Annotated in this window: 12 protein-coding genes and 1 tRNA gene; 4 read left to right on the plus strand and 9 right to left on the minus strand. The window is 65.6% G+C overall.

What is annotated here, in order from left to right:
* Positions 1–4 precede the first annotated feature (4 nt).
* Positions 5–9,316, minus strand: coding sequence for a polyketide synthase (locus tag RHP72_RS18620; protein WP_311093677.1), 9,312 nt, complete (start codon positions 9,314–9,316; stop codon positions 5–7).
* Between the two features lie 419 nt (positions 9,317–9,735).
* On the opposite strand from RHP72_RS18620, the gene RHP72_RS18625 reads away from it, so the two are divergent.
* The gene (locus RHP72_RS18625; protein ID WP_311093678.1) at positions 9,736–10,452 is read left to right on the plus strand and encodes a hypothetical protein; all 717 of its coding nucleotides are present in this window, start codon (positions 9,736–9,738) and stop codon (positions 10,450–10,452) included.
* 73 nt (positions 10,453–10,525) lie between these two features.
* Positions 10,526–10,607, plus strand: a tRNA-Leu gene (locus RHP72_RS18630).
* Positions 10,608–10,666: 59 nt separating this feature from the next.
* Here the strand turns inward: RHP72_RS18630 and RHP72_RS18635 are convergent.
* A complete protein-coding gene (locus tag RHP72_RS18635) occupies positions 10,667–11,386 on the minus strand; it encodes an aspartate/glutamate racemase family protein (RefSeq protein WP_283377277.1) in 720 nt (239 codons plus the stop codon).
* Between the two features lie 282 nt (positions 11,387–11,668).
* Here RHP72_RS18635 and RHP72_RS18640 point away from each other — a divergent pair, with 282 nt between their 5' ends.
* Together RHP72_RS18640 and RHP72_RS18645 are read left to right on the plus strand one after the other, a co-directional pair.
* The gene (locus RHP72_RS18640) at positions 11,669–12,076 is read left to right on the plus strand and encodes a hypothetical protein (protein ID WP_020970031.1); all 408 of its coding nucleotides are present in this window, start codon (positions 11,669–11,671) and stop codon (positions 12,074–12,076) included.
* The gene (locus RHP72_RS18645) at positions 12,073–12,453 is read left to right on the plus strand and encodes a DUF3817 domain-containing protein (RefSeq protein ID WP_003945334.1); all 381 of its coding nucleotides are present in this window, start codon (positions 12,073–12,075) and stop codon (positions 12,451–12,453) included. Before RHP72_RS18640 ends, RHP72_RS18645 begins: the two co-directional genes overlap by 4 nt.
* A gap of 62 nt (positions 12,454–12,515) precedes the next feature.
* Here the strand turns inward: RHP72_RS18645 and rdgB are convergent, their stop codons facing one another.
* From rdgB to clpS, 7 genes are all read right to left on the minus strand, one after another.
* Positions 12,516–13,124, minus strand: a complete 609-nt coding sequence (gene rdgB / locus RHP72_RS18650) for an RdgB/HAM1 family non-canonical purine NTP pyrophosphatase (RefSeq protein WP_019749148.1) — start codon at positions 13,122–13,124, stop codon at positions 12,516–12,518.
* A 3-nt stretch (positions 13,125–13,127) separates the two neighbouring features.
* On the minus strand, positions 13,128–13,913 hold the full coding sequence (rph, locus tag RHP72_RS18655; protein ID WP_003945332.1) for a ribonuclease PH: 786 nt from the start codon (positions 13,911–13,913) through the stop codon (positions 13,128–13,130).
* Positions 13,914–13,965: 52 nt separating this feature from the next.
* Positions 13,966–14,724, minus strand: a complete 759-nt coding sequence (locus RHP72_RS18660) for a cyclic nucleotide-degrading phosphodiesterase (protein WP_311094878.1) — start codon at positions 14,722–14,724, stop codon at positions 13,966–13,968.
* 97 nt (positions 14,725–14,821) lie between these two features.
* Complete coding sequence (locus tag RHP72_RS18665) at positions 14,822–15,481, minus strand: rhomboid family intramembrane serine protease (RefSeq protein WP_007733273.1); 660 nt, start codon at positions 15,479–15,481, stop codon at positions 14,822–14,824.
* Between the two features lie 92 nt (positions 15,482–15,573).
* The gene (locus RHP72_RS18670; protein ID WP_311093679.1) at positions 15,574–16,641 is read right to left on the minus strand and encodes a P1 family peptidase; all 1,068 of its coding nucleotides are present in this window, start codon (positions 16,639–16,641) and stop codon (positions 15,574–15,576) included.
* Positions 16,638–17,228, minus strand: a complete 591-nt coding sequence (locus RHP72_RS18675; protein WP_003945318.1) for a DUF2017 domain-containing protein — start codon at positions 17,226–17,228, stop codon at positions 16,638–16,640. Before RHP72_RS18675 ends, RHP72_RS18670 begins: the two co-directional genes overlap by 4 nt.
* 56 nt (positions 17,229–17,284) lie before the next feature.
* Entirely contained in the window at positions 17,285–17,596 is a 312-nt protein-coding gene (clpS, locus tag RHP72_RS18680) for an ATP-dependent Clp protease adapter ClpS (protein ID WP_037132099.1), read from the minus strand.
* Positions 17,597–17,669: the final 73 nt, after the last annotated feature.

A 17,669-nucleotide genomic window follows, 5' to 3' on the forward strand; every position in this document is an offset into this window, starting at 1 on the left:
ACTACTACTTGCAGCCGGGCAGATTCGAGCGGTACACCTGGTCTGCGCCGAGTCGTGCGTCCTCGCTCAGCAGCATGTCCGCTTCGAGCTGACGCGACGCCTTGGCCGGCGTTCCGTCGGCACCGAGGCGACGATCCGCCGGGCGCTCGTAGAGGCTGTCGCCACCGCACATCGCCTTCGCGAGGCGACGCTGACCGTCGATCGTCCGCTGCTGGGCCGCAGCAACATAGGCGTCACGCTTGTCGGCCGGAACCGACTCGACGAATGCCTGCGGGTGCACGACTGCGATCAGTCCGGAGACGTGACCGAAGCCGAGGCTGGTCAGCAGGCCCGCGCGCAGCGGAAGATGCTCACCGAACTTGAGCGGCTGACGTGCCCACACGAGGTGCTCGAATTCGGCCATCTTGTCGTCGACGCAGTCGAGGCTGCGGTTCGGCGGGACGATGCCCTGGCTCAGTACCTGGCAGAGCCCGATCAGCTGGAAGGCTGCGGCACCACCCTTGGCGTGACCGGTCAGGCTCTTCTGCGAGACCACGAACATCGGCGCGCCTTCACTGCGTCCCAATGCCCCGGCGAGGCGCTCGTGCAGCTCTGCCTCGTTGGGATCGTTGGCGGCAGTGGAGGTGTCGTGCTTGGAGATCACGGCGATGTCGTCGGCGCTCACGCCGAGAGCGTTGAGCGAGAGTGCAAGCTGTGAATCCGCTCCCCCACGTCCGGCGCCCAGTGCTCCGAGTCCCGGTGCCGGGATCGAGGTGTGGACACCGTCGGCGAACGATCCGGCCCAGGCGACCACACCGAGGACGGGAAGACCCATCTCGAGTGCCAGGTCACCGCGAGCGAGGAGAATCGTTCCGCCGCCGGCCGACTCGACGAATCCGCCGCGGCGACGATCGTTGGCCCGCGAGAAGCGGCGATCCTCGATGCCCTTGGCATGCATGTCCTCGGTCTTGGCAGTGGCCGACATGTCGCCGAAGCCGATGATGCCTTCCGTGCTCAGATCGTCGAACCCGCCGGCAACAACCAACTGCGCCTTGCCGAGTCGGATCTTGTCGACGCCTTCTTCGACGGATACCGCTGCCGTGGCGCAGGCGGCGACGGGGTGAACCATCGCGCCGTAACCGCCGACGTACGACTGAACGACGTGCGCTGCAATGACGTTCGGCAGCGCTTCCTGCAGGATGTCGTTCGGACGGTTCTCGCCGAGCAGCGTGTCGATGTACAAGCTCCTCATGGAGGTCATGCCGCCCATGCCGGTGCCCTGCGTGTTGGCGACCAGGCTCGGGTGTACCCAGCGGAGCAGTTCGCTCGGAGTGAAGCCGCCGGTGAGGAAGGCGTCCACCGTTGCGACGATGTTCCAGAGGCCGACGCGGTCGACCGAATCTGCCATGTCGGCGGGGATGCCCCACTTGGTGACGTCGAAGTTGGTCGGAATCTGACCGCCCACACTACGAGTCAGCTTCATCTTGCGCGGGACGCGGATCTCGGTGCCTGCGCGGCGGGTGACCGTCCAGTCGCCGGACTCGGCGGAAACCGTCGCCGTCGTGTTCTCCGGATCGGATTCGACGAAGGCCTGAGCCTCTGCCTCACTGCCGACCACGAAGCTCAGATCCTTGTCCAGGAACACGGAGGTGAGCAGCGGAGCGGTGTTGTCGATCATCGCGCCCTCGTCGACGTAACGACGGATGCCGCAACGCTCGACGACTGCGTCGTGGTACTTGTCGGCGATTTCCGCCTCGGGTACCAGGTCACCGGATTCGACGTCGTACCAGCCCGGCTTGGGGTCGTTCTCCCAGACGATGAGTCCGGTGTTCCACGCCAATTCGAGAACGCCTGCGGCAGAGAGCTGCTCGTCGACCTCCATCTCGAAGCGGGTACGCGAGGAACCGTAGGGTCCGAGCTCTCCGGCACCCACGATGACCACGAGGTCCGCGGGGGTGACGTCCAGTTCGGGCCAGCTCGGAGCCTTGACCGAGTCGTCGATGCGAGCCGGCGCGGGCAGCGCCAGGATGCTGGACTCGTCCACTGCTTCGTCGACAGCTTCGGCGATCTCGGCAACCTCGGCAGCTTCCTTGGCCAAAGCACCCAGATCCAGGTTGGCCTCGGACAGTCCGCCGGTCAGGTCGACCTCGAGCGGGGCCTCTGCTGCAGCGCGCCGCGACTCGCGGGTTGCCGTCTTCAGCAGTTGGGTCGCCATCTCCTGGGTGGACCAGGTGCGGACGCCCGCAGCTTCGACTGCGTCGACGATCGGATCGTTGTGACCCATGAGTCCGGTTCCGCGAACCCAACCGATGATTGCATGTGCCAACGTGACCCGCTCGGCCCAGTTGCGCTCGGCCTTCCAGCGGTTGACCACGGCGATCAGCGAAGCCTTGGCCTCACCGTAAGCACCGTCGCCGCCGAACGTTCCGCGGTTCGGCGAACCGGGCAGCACTACGTGCAGGTGCGTGTCGACATCGCTGTCGTAACCGATCTTCGACAGACCGCCGATGAGGCGCTCCACCGACCAGAGCAGCACGCGCATTTCCATTTCGGCGCGAGCGCCGGCGTCGGAGAGTTCGCCGCCGACACGGGGAGCTGCGAACGGGAAGAGCATCGTCGGCGTCATGGCCGGCTTGATGAGCTTCTTGGCGCCGCCTGCGTTCTCGGTGGCCTCGTTGCCGATCCAGTCGATCAGTGCGTCGACGTCGGTGTACGACGCCATGTTCGCGGGAACCACCCAGAGGGCGGCACCGGCGCGAGCGTTCTCGCGGTACAGGTCGCGGTAGAAGCCCAGACGCTGACCGTCGAGTCGCGAGGTGGTCACGAATACCGTTGCGCCACCGGCAAGGAGCTTGCCCGTGACCGCTGCCGCGATGGAACCCTTGCTGGCGCCCGTCACTACTGCGACCTCGCCTGCCCACTCGGGTGCGTCGGATTCTGCCGCAGCAGCCGCATCAGCGATGCGGGTGTAGACCTCGGCGAGTGCGGTGCGGCCTTCGTCGGTTGCACGGGTGGCCCACCACTTCGCCTGTGCGGCGACGGTGGAGCCGGCACCGATGAAGTTCTCGACCGACAACGCGGTGTCACCGAGCCAAATGCGAGCGAGATCCTCACGCGCACTTGCCCAGCGGTCGTCGAGCAGCACGGCCTTCTGCGCGTCGAATGCCGGAGCAACCAGACGCGGCCAGTCGGAGCCGAGTTCAGCCGAGACCAGGTCGACCAGTTCGGTGTCCTCGACCGTCGCGACTGCCGTTTCTTCGTTCAGTCCGAGCTGCTCGAGTACCAGGCGTGCGGCCGAGGCCAGAACGCCGTTGCGACCGGTGATGTTCTCGGTGAACTCACCCAGAGCAGCTGCGTCGACAGTTCCGCCGCTTCCGCCGCCGGTAGCGGGCAACGAGACACTAACTCCACGAGCAGACCCGACCGAGGCAACTGCGCTGTCGATGACTGCGTCCACTGCTGCCGCGTCGGCCAGTGCGCCGGAGCTCAGGCCACCGAGGTCGCCGCCGCGGATGCTGGCGCCGTCACGGGTACCGAGAGCCACTGCTGCGGTGACGTGGTGTGCCCAGCCGTCGCCCAGTTCCCAGACCTTCTTGACGCGGTCGGCGATGTAGCCGGGACGCTTGCCCGAGGGGCCGAAGACCTTACGCAGGTGATCGTTGATCGAATCGGAGAGCACCGGTCCGAACGGCTTGTACGTACGGGCGAGCTTGTCGACGGTTGCCCCCAGGGAGCCCATGTCGGCGTCTGCGGCCCCGTCGATGGCACCGAGGGAGAGCTCGGAGCCGAGGTCGACCAGAAGCTGGTTGCGACGCGAGGAAACGCCGTCGCACAGTGCCTCGATCGTGTCCGCGGGGCCGACCTGATCGGGACGGAGCTTGGTCCACAGGCTGATCAGGACCTTCGTGGCGTCGGGCGCCTTGAAGGTGAGGTCGTCCGGACGCGGTCCACCCGAAGGTGCAGCCGGCGCGGCAGCGGCAACCGGAGCAGCGGCCGCGGCGGCCGGAGCAGCCTGCGCGGCAGGCGCTTCGATCTCGTCGTCGTCATCGACAGCGGGGTCGACGTCGGTGCCGTAGACGATCGCGGCTTCGCGCTCGACGTTGAGAACCTCGACCGGGTAGCCGAAGCGGCCCGGCAGCTTGAGGGTCTGCGACGCGAGGTTTGCAACGGTCGGGGCAGCGCCGAGACCGATCTCGACGAAGCGTTCGACCCCGAGTCTACCTTCGGACTCGTCACCGAAGAGCAGGTCCTGCGTCTCGATCCAACGGACCGGGCTGGCGAACTGCCAAGCCAGCAGCTCGATCAGGATGATGCGGGACAACTCGTGAGTGCGCGTTGCGTAGCTGTCGAAGTCTGCGAGGACTTCCTGAAGCGGCTCGGACGGCACCAGGTCGGCGATTTCCTGAACGAAGTCACGACGCAGCGAGAACGGCTTCGGAACCAGGTTCGGGATGTAGCGGCCGATCAGGATGTCCGGATCGATGTCGTGCGGGAGCAAGTCCTGCAGGCACACGCGGAAGTCCGCCACGCCACCGCGAAGGACGGTGGAGTGGAACGGCACGTCGATGCCGGGAACCTGGATGTATGCCCGCTTGCCACCGAATTCTGCTCGGCGACGATCGATTTCGACCTCGAGTGCGTCGAGACCGGCTACCGAACCGGCAATGGCGTACTGGCTGCCGCGCAGGTTCAGGTTGACGATTTCGAGGAACTCACCGGAAGACTCGGCGACACCGGCGACGAAGCCCTGCACGTCGTCGTCGGAAACACCGATCTGCGACGGGCGGATAGCGGCCATGCGGTAGTCGGAGCGTCCGGCTTCGTCGCGGGGAACGAGCTGGTGCATGGCCGAGCCACGCTGGAAGACGACCTCGAGAAGCGCTTCGAGCGGGAAGACCTCGGCGACAGCGGCGAGTGCGTTGTACTCACCGACAGAGTGACCGGCCAGAAGCGAATCCTCGATGAAGGTTCCGGACTCGCGCAGCTCGGCAACCTGGGCAACACCGAGAACGGCCATGGCCACCTGGGTGAACTGGGTCAGGTGCAGGACACCGTCGGGATGCCTGTGCTCGACACCACGGGCCTTGACGGTCACCGGGTTGTCGCGCACGACAGCGAGAATCGAGAATCCGAGCGCCTTACGAGTGTGCTTGTCCGCGCGCTCCCAGACGTCGCGGGCGGCCTTGGAGCGTGCGCGAGCGTCGAGGCCCATGCCCGGGCGCTGAATGCCCTGGCCGGGGAAGGCGTAGACGGTCTTCGGTGCGGCAGTGCGGCCGGTGGCGACCATGACCAGTTCGCCGTCGATGCGGCAGCCGACCTCGACGATTTCTGCGCCCTGGTCGATGCCGACACGGTCGACGCGGACGTCGATCTCGGCGCCGGGGCGAACCATCCCGAGGAAGCGGGCGGTCCAGGCGGTCAGGCGGCGCGGCGGGACGCGGGTCTCGGCCGGGTCGACTGCGGTGACTACCTGCTGCGCTGCGGCGGAGAGCCACATGCCGTGCACGATCGGCGTTCCGAGGCCGGCCAGCAGAGCGGCGTTGTCGGAGGTGTGAATCGGGTTGTGGTCACCGGAAACCTGAGCGAACGCGCCCATGCTGACCGGAGCGAGGATCTTCGCGTCACGGCGACGACGACGCGAGGTGTCGACAGCCGCATCGCTGATCGATCCACCGGCGCGAGCCGGGTCGGCGAGTTCGCCTGCACCGGTGCGTCCGCGGATCGCGAAACGCTCGGTCATGGTGACGACTGCGGGGGCGTCGAGGCCCTCGCCGAGCATGGCACCGACCTCGACCTTGACCTCGACGACACGACCGAGGTCGGTGTCGAGAACCGAGGCGACCTCGGCATTGACCACGAGAATGCTTGTCTCGGAGGGAAGTTCACCGACGAAGTCGACGGTGTGGTCGAGGTGGACCAGGTCGAGCATGCCTTCGATAACGGAAAGACTGTCGAGCTTGGCTGCGCCGAGGACTGCGAACACTGCAGGCCAGCATGCTCCGACGACGACGTCCGGAACAGCCTTGCCGCTGACACTGAGCGTGGCGGGCAGACCCGAACCGGTGACACCGGCGTGATCGGCGATGCGATCGGGAACCCACGCGACGTTGAGGCGAGCCTTGCCGTTCTTGACTGTCGGAAGTTCCTGTCCGGCAGCAACTGCCAGGAGCGCGGACATCGCACCTTCGGCATCGGCTTCGGTGACAACCGGAGCGCCGCCGTCGACGACGGACTCGGGGATCGTGATCGTGATGTCGACGGACTTGCCTGCCACCAACGGAACCGAAAGCAGCACGTGCGAGGAATCGACGACGGTCAGACTGGAACCGGTGGTGCCGTGAACTGCCTTGTCGGCAGACTCTGCACTCCACTCGTCGAGGTCGCCGAGACGACGGACGGGGTTCTGGGTCAGGCGGCCGGCCCACTGGAGGTCAGGAGCCGAGAGAACGGCGTCGAGAAGTCCGGGTGCGGAATCCTGGTGGCGACGGCTCGCGAGTGCAACCGGAGTGGTTCCGGCAGCAACCAATTCGTCGTAGGTCGCCTTCTCGAAGCGATCGAGCAGGTCACCGACCGGCTCGTCGACACGGGTGATGCCGGCGACGGCAACGGTGCCGGGGATGACGCAAACCTGATCGGCGGTGTAGCGGGGGTCGTGTGCCTGCCACAGGGAGTCGCTGCGCCACCAACGACGCACGTCACCGTCGACGACGGGAACGAAGTTGACCGGCTTGCCCGGCGTCTTGCACAACGAGATGAAGAACGAGACGTCTGCGGGATGCAGAACGGTGGTCGAGTAGTCCGGGTACGACGCCTGCAGTGCGCAGATTGCAGCCTCGGGGCGCTCGAGGGTCTCGGCGTCAGCGAACAGCGTGGGGATCGGGCCGCGGTCGACCGGGTGCAGACGCGCCTCGGTGCGCTGGAGCATCTCGCCGAAGCGAGCACGCCAGGTGATGTCGAGCCACGGGCTCGACGTCGCCTCGACGATGGCGTCCTGAAGATCGGCGCCGCAGTCGAATTCCTTCGCCGCGTCGATGCCGACGGTCAGCTCGAGGTAGCGGCGCAGCCACTGTGCGTACGTCATGGTCTCGACGTCGCCGAAGTACGGCTTGGCGGTGACGTCGAGGGCGGCGATGATCTCGTCGCGGCGCTCGGCCACTGCCTCGGAATCGCCGGCAACCTCGTCGAGGAGGCGCCCGGTACGCGAAGCCGCGTTGTCGATCTCGTGGATGTCGGCACCGAGCTGGCTACGGCCGGAGGCCATTCCGCCTTCAGCGGTACCTGCACCGACCCAGTCCGGCGTACCGGGTGTGTCGACGAGGAGCTGCTTGACCTCGGGAGAGGTGGTGGCCTCGAGAGTCGCCATGGCTGCGGTGCCGACCAGGATGCCGTCGACGGGCATGGCCGGGAAACCGGCTGCGGCGGACCAGCGACCGGTCAGGTAATCGGCTGCGCGCTCGGGTGTTCCGATGCCGCCACCGACGCAGATGACCAGGTTCGGGCGTGTACGCAGCTCGGCGTACGTGTCGAGGAGCAGGTCGTCGAGGTCTTCCCACGAGTGGTGTCCGCCGGCGCGGCCGCCTTCGATGTGGACGATGACCGGGAAGTTCGGAACCTCGTTGGCGATGCGGATCACGGAGCGGATCTGCGCCACGGTGCCGGGCTTGAATGCAATGTTGGTGATGCCGATCTCGGACAACTCGTCGATGAGAGCAACAGCCTCTTCGAGTTCCGGGATACCGGCGGTGACGATGACGCCGTCGATGGGAGCACCGGCGGTACGGGCACGCTGCACGAGGCGCTTGCCACCGAGTTGCAGCTTCCACAGGTACGGGTCGAGGAACAGGGAGTTGAACTGGACCGCGCGGCCCGGCTCGAGCAGCATCTTCAGCTCTGCGACACGGTCTTCGAAGATTTCTTCGGTGACCTGCCCGCCACCGGCAAGCTCGGCCCAGTGACCGGCATTGGCTGCCGCGGCAACGATCTTGGCGTCGACCGTCGTCGGCGTCATACCTGCTAGCAGGATGGGTGAACGACCGGTCAGCTTCGTGAACGCGGTCTCGACGCCGATACGGCCGCCGGGAAGCGCAACGGGCTTCGGCGCGAACTCGGACCACGAACGTGAGACCTCAGGTGCTGCACCGGGGGTGAGCAGATTGCGGTGTCCGCCGCGGGTGGCTGCGGCAATGATGCCGATGCCCCGTCCACGCAGCGAAGAGGACGTCATACGGGTCAGCTGATCGCTGGGTCCGAGATCGAGAATCCACTTGGCGCCGGCGGAGATTGCGCCGTCGACAGCCTCGACCCAGTCGACCGGATCGACGAGGACACCCTGCGCAAGTTCGCGCGCACGGTCCGCGTCGAGACCGCAACGGGTCGCCCAGCTGCCGACGAGTTCGACGGCCTCGGTCAATGCGGGGTGATGGAAGCCGATTTCGGTGTCGAGCGGATCGAAGGACGGCGCGAAGACGGAACCGCCACGCTTCTTGCCCTCACGCTCGCGGGCTTCCTCGGCTTCGATCTGTTCACAACGCTCTTGCACGCGTGCCAGCTGAGCGGGCGGCCCGGCGAGAACGACGCGGCGACGGCCGTTGCGGATGGCGAGGACAGCCGCGCGCTCAGGCGCCACACCCTCGGCAAGCTCGGCGACGATGGCGGCGAGACGCTCGGGATCGACGCCCGAGACCGCAACCATCGGCTTCGCGGAGGCGCCGGCGATGACGCCGCGGCGACGGCCGACCAAGCTGGCAGCAGCACCGACGAGCTGTGCGACGGCGAGGAGTTCACCGTCGTCGTTGCCCTGCGCGGCTACGGCAGCCGTGGCCAGAAGGCCCTGCGAGTGGCCGATGACGGCAGCCGGCGGGTTACCGGCTACATCCAGACCCTGAGCGGAGAGTGCACGCAACGCCGCAAGCTGCGTGAGGAAGACGCCGGGGAGTGACACCGGAGCTGCGGTGAGCGCGGCAGCCGAAGGCCCGGCCGACTTCTCACCTTCTTCTTCGTCGACGATCTCGGCTTCGAGCATCCACGCGATCGGATCGAATCCGACCGGGCGAACCACGAGGAGATCCTGTGCGACGGGCGCGAGGCGTGCGGCTGCGTCATTGACCAGATCGGTCAGAACGGGCTCCAGTCCGTTGTCACGGCTGAGCTCCTCGAGCGAGGTGAGCCAGGGAGCGCCCTGTCCACCGAAAGCGATTGCGTAGGAAACGCCGTTGTTCAGCGAATCGACGAGGGCACCTTTGCTGGTCGTGCGGGACTGTCCCCCATCGACGCCGAAACGGCGTCCACCCTTCGAGTCGCGTCCGTTTCCTGTAGGTGTCGTGTCATCGATCGTCACGCGTACGTCCTCTCCTGGTCACCTCTGCGGCGAGGTGGGATTTGCGGTGTGCTGCCCGGCTGAAGTGCTCGCGAATTCGTCGAGAGAATCGACGGAGTCAGGGCGTTCGTGCAAGACAAGGTTTACACAGAATCATGAGGATTTCCTCACGTTTGTCGGCACCCTGGAAATCTGGACTTTCGGGGCCGTGATCTTCCTCACGAGACTTCGAGAAAGTGACTCGCGAGTAGGTCGCGAACGCCCTGCCTGGGACTGTTACCGGGATTTTCAGAAACCTGAGGAACCCCTCATATTTATTGTTACCAATTCGTGACCTCCTTGACGGACGGTCGATCCCGTGCGTTCCGGGCCACAATCTGTCGGACCCCCTCGCTACGTTCAGCGCGTCCACACCGGACAACTTCTCGGGGGGAGAAATCATGAAAGACACAGACGTAGTCAGAGCGGCCGAATTCATCGGCGCCGAGCTTCCGTGCGAGGCGTGGCCGCATTGGAACCAGGGATGGCCGCGCGAGTCCGAAGCCGCCCTTCTCGATGCGATCTTCTCGTCGCGCGCCGCCTATGGAACACCGAAGACCGGAGTCCGCGCCGTCGTCGACCGTTGGCGCACACACCGCTCGGTAGCCGCCGACGATCGCCTCGACAGCTTGCCCGCTCTCGCCGCCTTCACCGACCGTGGCGACGAGCTCGCAACGATTCTCGGCAATCGCCAGCGCGTGCCGGGCAACTACTTCACCAAGGCCGAGGGTGCGGCTCGTGCGGCCAAGGCGCTCGTCGAATCCGGTTGCCGGTCCAGTGCCGACGTCGAGGACACCGAAAGCCTCCGTTCGGCAGTCGTCTCCGTTCCGGGGCTCGGCCCCAGGACCTTCGAGACACTGATGTTCCTGTCCGGGAGGTTGACGGTAACTTCGATCGACCTGCTTGCACGGTTCGCCACCGAAGCAAGCAGTAGCGAGAAATTGTTGTCGAGCACCGACGCAGCCGAGTTGCTCGTTGCGGTTGCCGAACATCTCGATGTCGATGTTCAAACGCTCACCCACGCTGCGTGGCGGTATCAACGCACGGCCGAGCAACCTCGCCGGTCGAAGAAATCCACCATGCCGCCCGCAGCGGATCCACTCGCCGAAACGGCCTGAGAGCGGGCGGGCGCATCCCGACCAGGGTGGTGTGCCCGCGAGCGATTCCACTCGCGTATCCTTTGAATTCCGCGCGCGAGTGGCGGAATTGGCAGACGCGCTGGATTTAGGTTCCAGTGTCTCAGGACGTGGGGGTTCAAGTCCCCCCTCGCGCACAACGAAGAGCCCCGCCGGATCTGATCCGGCGGGGCTTTTTCGGTTCTCGTGAGCAAGGTCAGCGCTTTCGATCCTTGACCGGTGGAGTCATGTACGTCGTCCGACTCGGTGTCAGCCCCAGACGGACCGAGCTCTCCAACCAGGTGATCGCCGAGGCCGTCGGATCCACAACCGGAACGTGAATCCCTTTGCCATGCAGTTTGTCTCGGACCGCACTGGTCACACCGAGCATCCCGGTGCAACCGAGAACGACGGTGTCGGCCTCGCCGTTCTCCACTGCCGCAGACGCCTGAGCGGCCAGTCGATCGATCAGTTCCTCCCGATCGGTGAGGCCCAGCACCGGCATGTCCACGACCCGAATACTGCCCAGCCGATTGTCCAGCCCATACCGCCGAGTGAGCGATCGGAGCATCGGCACGACATTCGGCAGGATGGTCACGACACCGACGCGATCGCCCAGACTCATCGCTGTCAGAAATGACGGCTCGAAGCCGCCGACCACCGGAGCGTCGATGATCTCTCGGGCGGCATGCACTCCGGGATCGGCGAAACACGTGATGAACACACCGTCGACGCCGTCGGCTGCCGCCTCCTCGACCCGCTGCACGATCCCGGGGCCGGCAAGTGCCTCGTCGTACTCGGACTCGATGCTCGCCGTGCCAGAGAGCAGTGACACGACGTCGACCGTCGTACCGGGCGCCGCCCAGTGCTCCACATCGGCTGTCACCGCCGGAGTCAGTGTGGTGTCGATGACCGGGCGAATCACTCTGATGTGCATGAAACACTCCCCTGCTTTCGGATACGCGCCGAGGTTATCGATGCAGCACAGCCGGGAGAATGTGTTCAGTGCCCTGGCGTTGCGGGTGAGGATGGGCATAGCGCACAGGTGCTGCGGGACGGCCTCTACGACACGCCGTGGCACGGCCTCTACGACACGCCGTGGCACGGCTCCTACGACACGCCGTGGCACGGCTCCTACGACACGCCGTGGCACGGCTTCTACGACACCGTGTCGGAGATCGCAGGGCGAGGCACTATAGCTCTCAGGTACCGTCTTAGTGTGTCCAAGAACGCTACTAAACGCCGACCTGCGCTGATTCTGCTGGTCATCGTGTCAGCTGCCGGCTGCCTCGCGCTCGGCTGGTGGCAGTGGGAGCGCTTCGAAGCCGTCGGAGGCTCGGGACAGAATCTCGGGTACGCGTTCCAGTGGCCGCTGTTCGCGGCGTTTGTCGTGTACGCGTATCGCAAGTTCGTTCAGCTCGAAGACGTGGACCCCGAAGAGGCCGAAGCCGAGGAAGCCGCCGCGGAGCCGCGTGAGATTCCCGCCGACCTCTTGCCGCAACGCCCGCGGGCCGAGTTCGACGATGTGAACCTCGACGTCGACGACCCTGAAGCCCGCCAAATGCTGGAATACAACGACTACCTTGCGCAGCTCGCCGCTCGCGAGTCCGATAGGAGCACGACGTGAGTACCGGTTCGGAAGCGAGCATCGCTACCCCCGCAGTCAACGCAGAAAAGCAGAAGAAGGTTGCGTCGGCGCTGGTCCGATACCGCGTTCTCGCCTGGATCACCGGCCTCTGGCTGCTGTTCCTGACCGGTGAGATGGTCTACAAGTACCTGATTCTCGACAATTCGGCGGACGCACCGTCGTGGTTGTTCTACATCGGCCAGATCCACGGCCTGTTCTACATGCTCTATCTCGTGTTCACGATCGACTTGGCGATCAAGGCTCGGTGGAAGCCCGGTACGACGGTTGCCACCGCGCTCGCCGGCACGATCCCGTTCCTGTCGTTCGTGTTCGAGCACAAGCGAACTGCCCAGGTGAAGCAGGCTTACCAGCTCTGAGAGTTTCAAAAAGTGGAGCCCTGAACGCAGACGCGTTCAGGGCTCTACTTTTCGGATTCGGTTCAGCCGGCCAGTGCCGCCAGCGCGGGAACGAGCTGTACGAGCGCGCGCCCTCGATGTGACGCCGCATCCTTCTCGGCCGGGGTGAGTTCTGCGGCCGAGCGGGTGTCGCCGTCCGGACGGAAGATGGGGTCGTATCCGAAGCCGCCGTCGCCGGCTGGTTCGCGGCCGATCACCCCGCGCCATTCGCCGCGCACGACGGTCTCGTCGCCGCCGGGGATCACCAGTGCACAGGCGGAGACGAATGCCGCGCCTCGACGCTCGTCCGGCACGTCTCCCAGCTGAGCCAGGACCAGAGCCGTGTTGGCGCCGTCGTTTCCGTGAGTGCCCGACCATCGCGCGGACAGCACACCGGGCATACCGTTGAGTGCGTCGATCTCGACACCGGAATCGTCTGCGATGCAAGGCATTCCGGTTGCAGCTGCTCCGTCACGCGCTTTGGCGAGCGCATTCTCCTCGAACGTCGCTCCGGTCTCGGGGGCTTCGGGGAACGGCGGGACCTCGTCGAGCCCGACCAGTTCGATTCCGTTCACTCCAGCGGCGTCGAGCACCCGGTGAAGTTCCTTCAGCTTCTTGGCATTTCGGCTGGCAACCAGTACTCGTACGCTCACAGCTCAGGCACCGAACTTCTTCTTGGGTTCCGGATTCTTCGGTTCGGGTAGCACCCCGGGATACGGCTCGGCCAGCGCTTGACGCTGGATCTCGAAAAGTTGCTCACAACCAGCCAGAGCGGAGTCGAGCAGCTTGTCCAGCGTCGAGCGTGGGAACGTGGCGCCCTCACCGGTTCCCTGGATTTCCACCAGCGTGCCGGTATCGGTGGCCACGACATTCATGTCGACCTCGGCGCGCGAATCCTCTTCGTACGGAAGATCGAGGCGCACTCGTCCGTCCACGACGCCGACGCTGACGGCCGCTATGCCACACGAGATGGGCTGCGGGTCGGAGAGCAGGTCGGCTGCGCGCAGGTACGTCACGGCGTCGACCAGGGCTACGTATGCCCCCGTCACTGCCGCGGTGCGGGTGCCGCCGTCGGCTTGGAGGACATCACAGTCGAGGGCGATGGTGTTCTCACCGATTGCCGCGAGATCGATGCACGCTCGAAGTGATCGGCCGATGAGTCGACTGATCTCCTGCGTGCGGCCGCCGACCTTGCCCTTGACCGATTCGCGGCCACTGCGTGTGTGCGTGGCGGCGGGAAGCATCGCGTATTCGGCTGTCAGCCAACCCAAGCCGGAGCCCTTGCGCCAGCGGGGTACACCCTCTTCGACGCTGGCCGTGCACATGACGCGAGTGTTCCCGAACTCGACCAGAACGGATCCGGCCGGGTGACTGGTGAACCCGCGGGTGATCTTGACCGTGCGGAGCTCGTCGTCCGCCCTACCGTCTTCTCGTGTAGTCACCTTCGTGAGCCTAGCGGTCGCCCGGTGAGCGCTGCACCGAATGTGAGGGGAATCAGATGTCGTAGACACTTCCGGCGGAGACGGCATGGACCGGTCCGGAGAATTCGGATTTCGCTTCGGCGATCACGTCTTCACGCGATGTCCACGGCGGGATGTGCGTTAGGAGAAGTTCCTTGACGCCGGCGAGCGCAGCCACACGGCCGGCTTCCTTACCGGAGAGGTGAACTCCCTCGGGGCGATCCGGACTGTCGGGCCACGACGCTTCGGAGAGCAACACGTCTGCACCACGCGCGAGTTCGACGACGTTGTCGCACATTCCGGTGTCGCCTGTATAGACGAGGACGCGGCCGTCGGCGCCGGTGATCCGGAAACCGTAAGCCTCGGGTGGATGATTCATCCGGCGGGCGACGACGCTCAGTTCACCGAACGTCACCGGCTCGTTCTCGGCCCAGAGCCGGACGTCGATGGTGTCGGAGATGTCGTCCATCTCGCCGGCGCACTCGGCGGAGGACACTCCGATGCGGCACGCGGTGTCGGTGGGGCCGTAAACCAGAGCACGGCCGACCGGCGGGTTGGGGTGATAGCGACGCCAGACGAGCAGGCCGGGCATGTCGAGACAGTGGTCCGCATGAAGGTGCGAAAGCAGGATCGTCACCTCGCCCGGATCGGCGTATCGCTGCAACGCCCCAAGAACTCCCGGGCCGAAGTCGATCACGAGCGGCGGAGTTCCCGGTGCCGTGAGCAGGTATCCCGAAGCCGGTGAATCCGGACCCGTGACGCTGCCGGAACACCCCAGGACGGTCATGCGCATACCGGTCATGCTGCCACGTCTACCCGTCTGGGAAAAAGCTCTTGGTGGTTTTGGCGCGTCGAAGTCACACCGCAGTGAGGGTGTGACCCACGTCCGTTCAGAAACTCGGTGGTCGAACGGCCGGCGCCGACCCGGCGCGCTTGGCCCTCTCCCCCGACGTGAGCGCCCAGGCGGCCACCACGCCGCCGATCGCTCCGAACAGATGTCCTTGCCAGGAAACCCGTGGATCGCTCGGCAGAACGCCCCACAGCACTCCGCCGTACACGACGAAGACGGCAACGCCGATCAGGATCTGTGTGAAGCTCCGCGTGAAGAACCCGCGCACCAACAGGTAGGTGACCCAGCCGAAGATCAGCACGGACGCACCGACGTGATTCGAGTTCGAGCCGGCGAACAACCAGGTCCCGACGCCGCCGATCACCCAGATGATGCCGGTCGCCGCGAGTCCTCGCGCAATTCCCGACACCAGCACGAGGTATCCGAGGATCAGCACCGGAATGGTGTTGGCGATCAGATGACCCCAGTCGTCGTGCAGCACCGGGGCGAACAGGATTCCCCACAGGCCGTCGAGCGTGCGCGGGGTGACGCCGGCGTTCTGGACATTCTGACCGGAGATGACATCCACGATCTCGATCACGTAGAGCAGGATCGCGAAGCCGCCCACCAACACGGCCGACTGCTTCCACACCGAGGGCGGACCGGATTTCGGTGCCGGCGTCCGGGTGCCGAAGTCCGGACTGTTGAAATCCATCGTCATCGTGTGCGTCCTCCACCGTCGATCCGGTCTTCTGATCCGGTCACTCGCGACCAGGCTCAATTCGAGATTACCGCCGATTCCAGGAGTGCTGCCTAGAGAAATGCGGACGGGAAGAGTTCGCGGTAGCTCGGGATTCCGGCTACCGACGTGGCGTCGAGAATCGCTGTGACGATCGCACGTTCGACCACCTGGGCCGAAGCCGCGCACACCGCGTCGAGTATCGGCAGATCGTTCGGGAAAGCGTCCGGAACCGTGATCTCCGAATTCGGAGTGTGATCACAGGTGGCGAGCGCAAAGATCGTGTCGCCGTCGAGCGGCGAATGTGCGGGCCGAATCGCTCGGGCCAGGCCGTCATGACCTGCGACGGCGACGCGTCGGCACCCGGCTTTCGTCAAGGCGGCGTCAGTGGCGACCACACCGATCGTGGTGTTGAGGACGGTTCCCTTGGCTGCAACGGCGTTGGCCGCCGCGAGTTCGGACGCGTCGGGGAGCCTGAGGCCGAACGACTCCGCGCCGTCCGAGCCGACGCCCCACGGCAGGCCTGTTCTGGGGTCGAAGACCGAACCCACCGGATTCGCCACGATCAAGGCGGAGACCGTCGCCCCCTCGGCGGGGCCGTCGACGATCACGACGCTGGCCGTTCCCACCCCACCCTTGAGCGCCCCGGCTCTGGCACCTACCCCCGCGCCGACCGTGCCGGTGGCGAATTCGCGCGAAGCAGTGTCGGCAGCGAGGAATCCGAAATCGCCGGTCGGACGAACGGTCCAGTCCCCCACCGGCAGATCGAAGATCACGGCGCCGGGCACGATCGGTACCACCTGGCCGGGAGCGCCCATCGCGATCCCGTGATCGTGTTCCTCGAGCCAGCGCATCACTCCGTCGGCCGCGGCAAGTCCGTAGGCACTACCACCGGTCAACAGCACGGCATTGACCTGCTGAACCGAATGGCTCGGGTCGAGCAGGTCTGTCTCGCGGGTACCCGGACCGCCGCCCCGGACGTCGACTCCGGCGACCACACCGGCCGACGCGAGCACGACCGTGCAGCCGGTGGCTGCGCCGCTTCCGAGAGTGGCTCCCTCGTCGAGCTTGTGGTGATGACCGACGGCGAGGCCGGCGACATCTGTCAGTGAATCAGTGGGCCCGGTCCGCGTTGTGGTCATGGCATGAGCGCCTGGACGAGGGAGTCCTGCATCCACGTCAACCAGTGATAGACGTCGAGATGCGGGGCTCGCGGGTCGTCGGGTTCGAGGCTCTCCGGTGTGTCGGCGTCGATGCCGAGATTGGTTCCGAGCGCGAGACGGACGTCGTTGAGCGAGGACAGCCAGGCGTCGGCCTGTTCCTGCGTGAGAACGACCTTGCCGCCGGCCTCCGGAAGCGAAGCCAACAACATGCGAGCGGACTCACGCTTGGCGTCGATGATCTCGGGTTCGTGCAAACTGCGCAGCGCGCCGTTGACATTGGCGCCGGCGTCGTCGAGATCGTCACTGTCCGGAGCGACCTTGTCCGGATCGGTGCGCTGGAAGTCGGGCAGCAAACGCGCCAATACCGGATTGTCGGGTGTCTCCGAATTTCCGGTACGAAGGCCCGTCAGGGCGGCGAGCTCGTCTTGCGGCGCCGAAGACGCACGCTCGTCGAGAAGCCCGGTCACCGACTCCACGAGCGAGCGCAGAACCGCCGCCTCGTGGCCGTCCATCTCGGACTTGAACTTCACTCCGCCGAGTGAACTCTTCCTACTCCACGTCCGCACGCGTCGGACTCCCGTCTACGAGTTAGGCGAACAAATCGGTCGAAAAAGTGCTTTTCTCAGGTGTCGTCGCGTTGCATCGTGGCCCAGAGACCGGCAGCGTGGAGGCGACGAACATCGGCCTCCATCTTGTCGCGCGAACCGCTCGAGACCACGGCCTTGCCCTCCGAATGGACCTGCATCATCAGGTCGGTGGCCTTGGCTTTGCTGTAGCCGAACAACTTCTGGAACACGTAAGTCACGTAATGCATGAGATTGACCGGGTCGTCCCAGACGATGGTCACCCAGGGCCGATCTGCGGCTTCGATGGTCGAAACAGCCTCCGACTGCTCGGGCGTGGCTTGAGGAGAGGAAGCCGTAGCGCCTCTCATCGTTACGTTCGCCGAGTAAGTGCCGGACACGGTCGCGCCGCCGAAAACCATGTATCCAGGGTACGGCGCGACG

Source organism: Rhodococcus sp. SG20037, assembly GCF_031763325.1.
Classification (GTDB): Bacteria; Actinomycetota; Actinomycetes; order Mycobacteriales; family Mycobacteriaceae; genus Rhodococcus_F; species Rhodococcus_F qingshengii.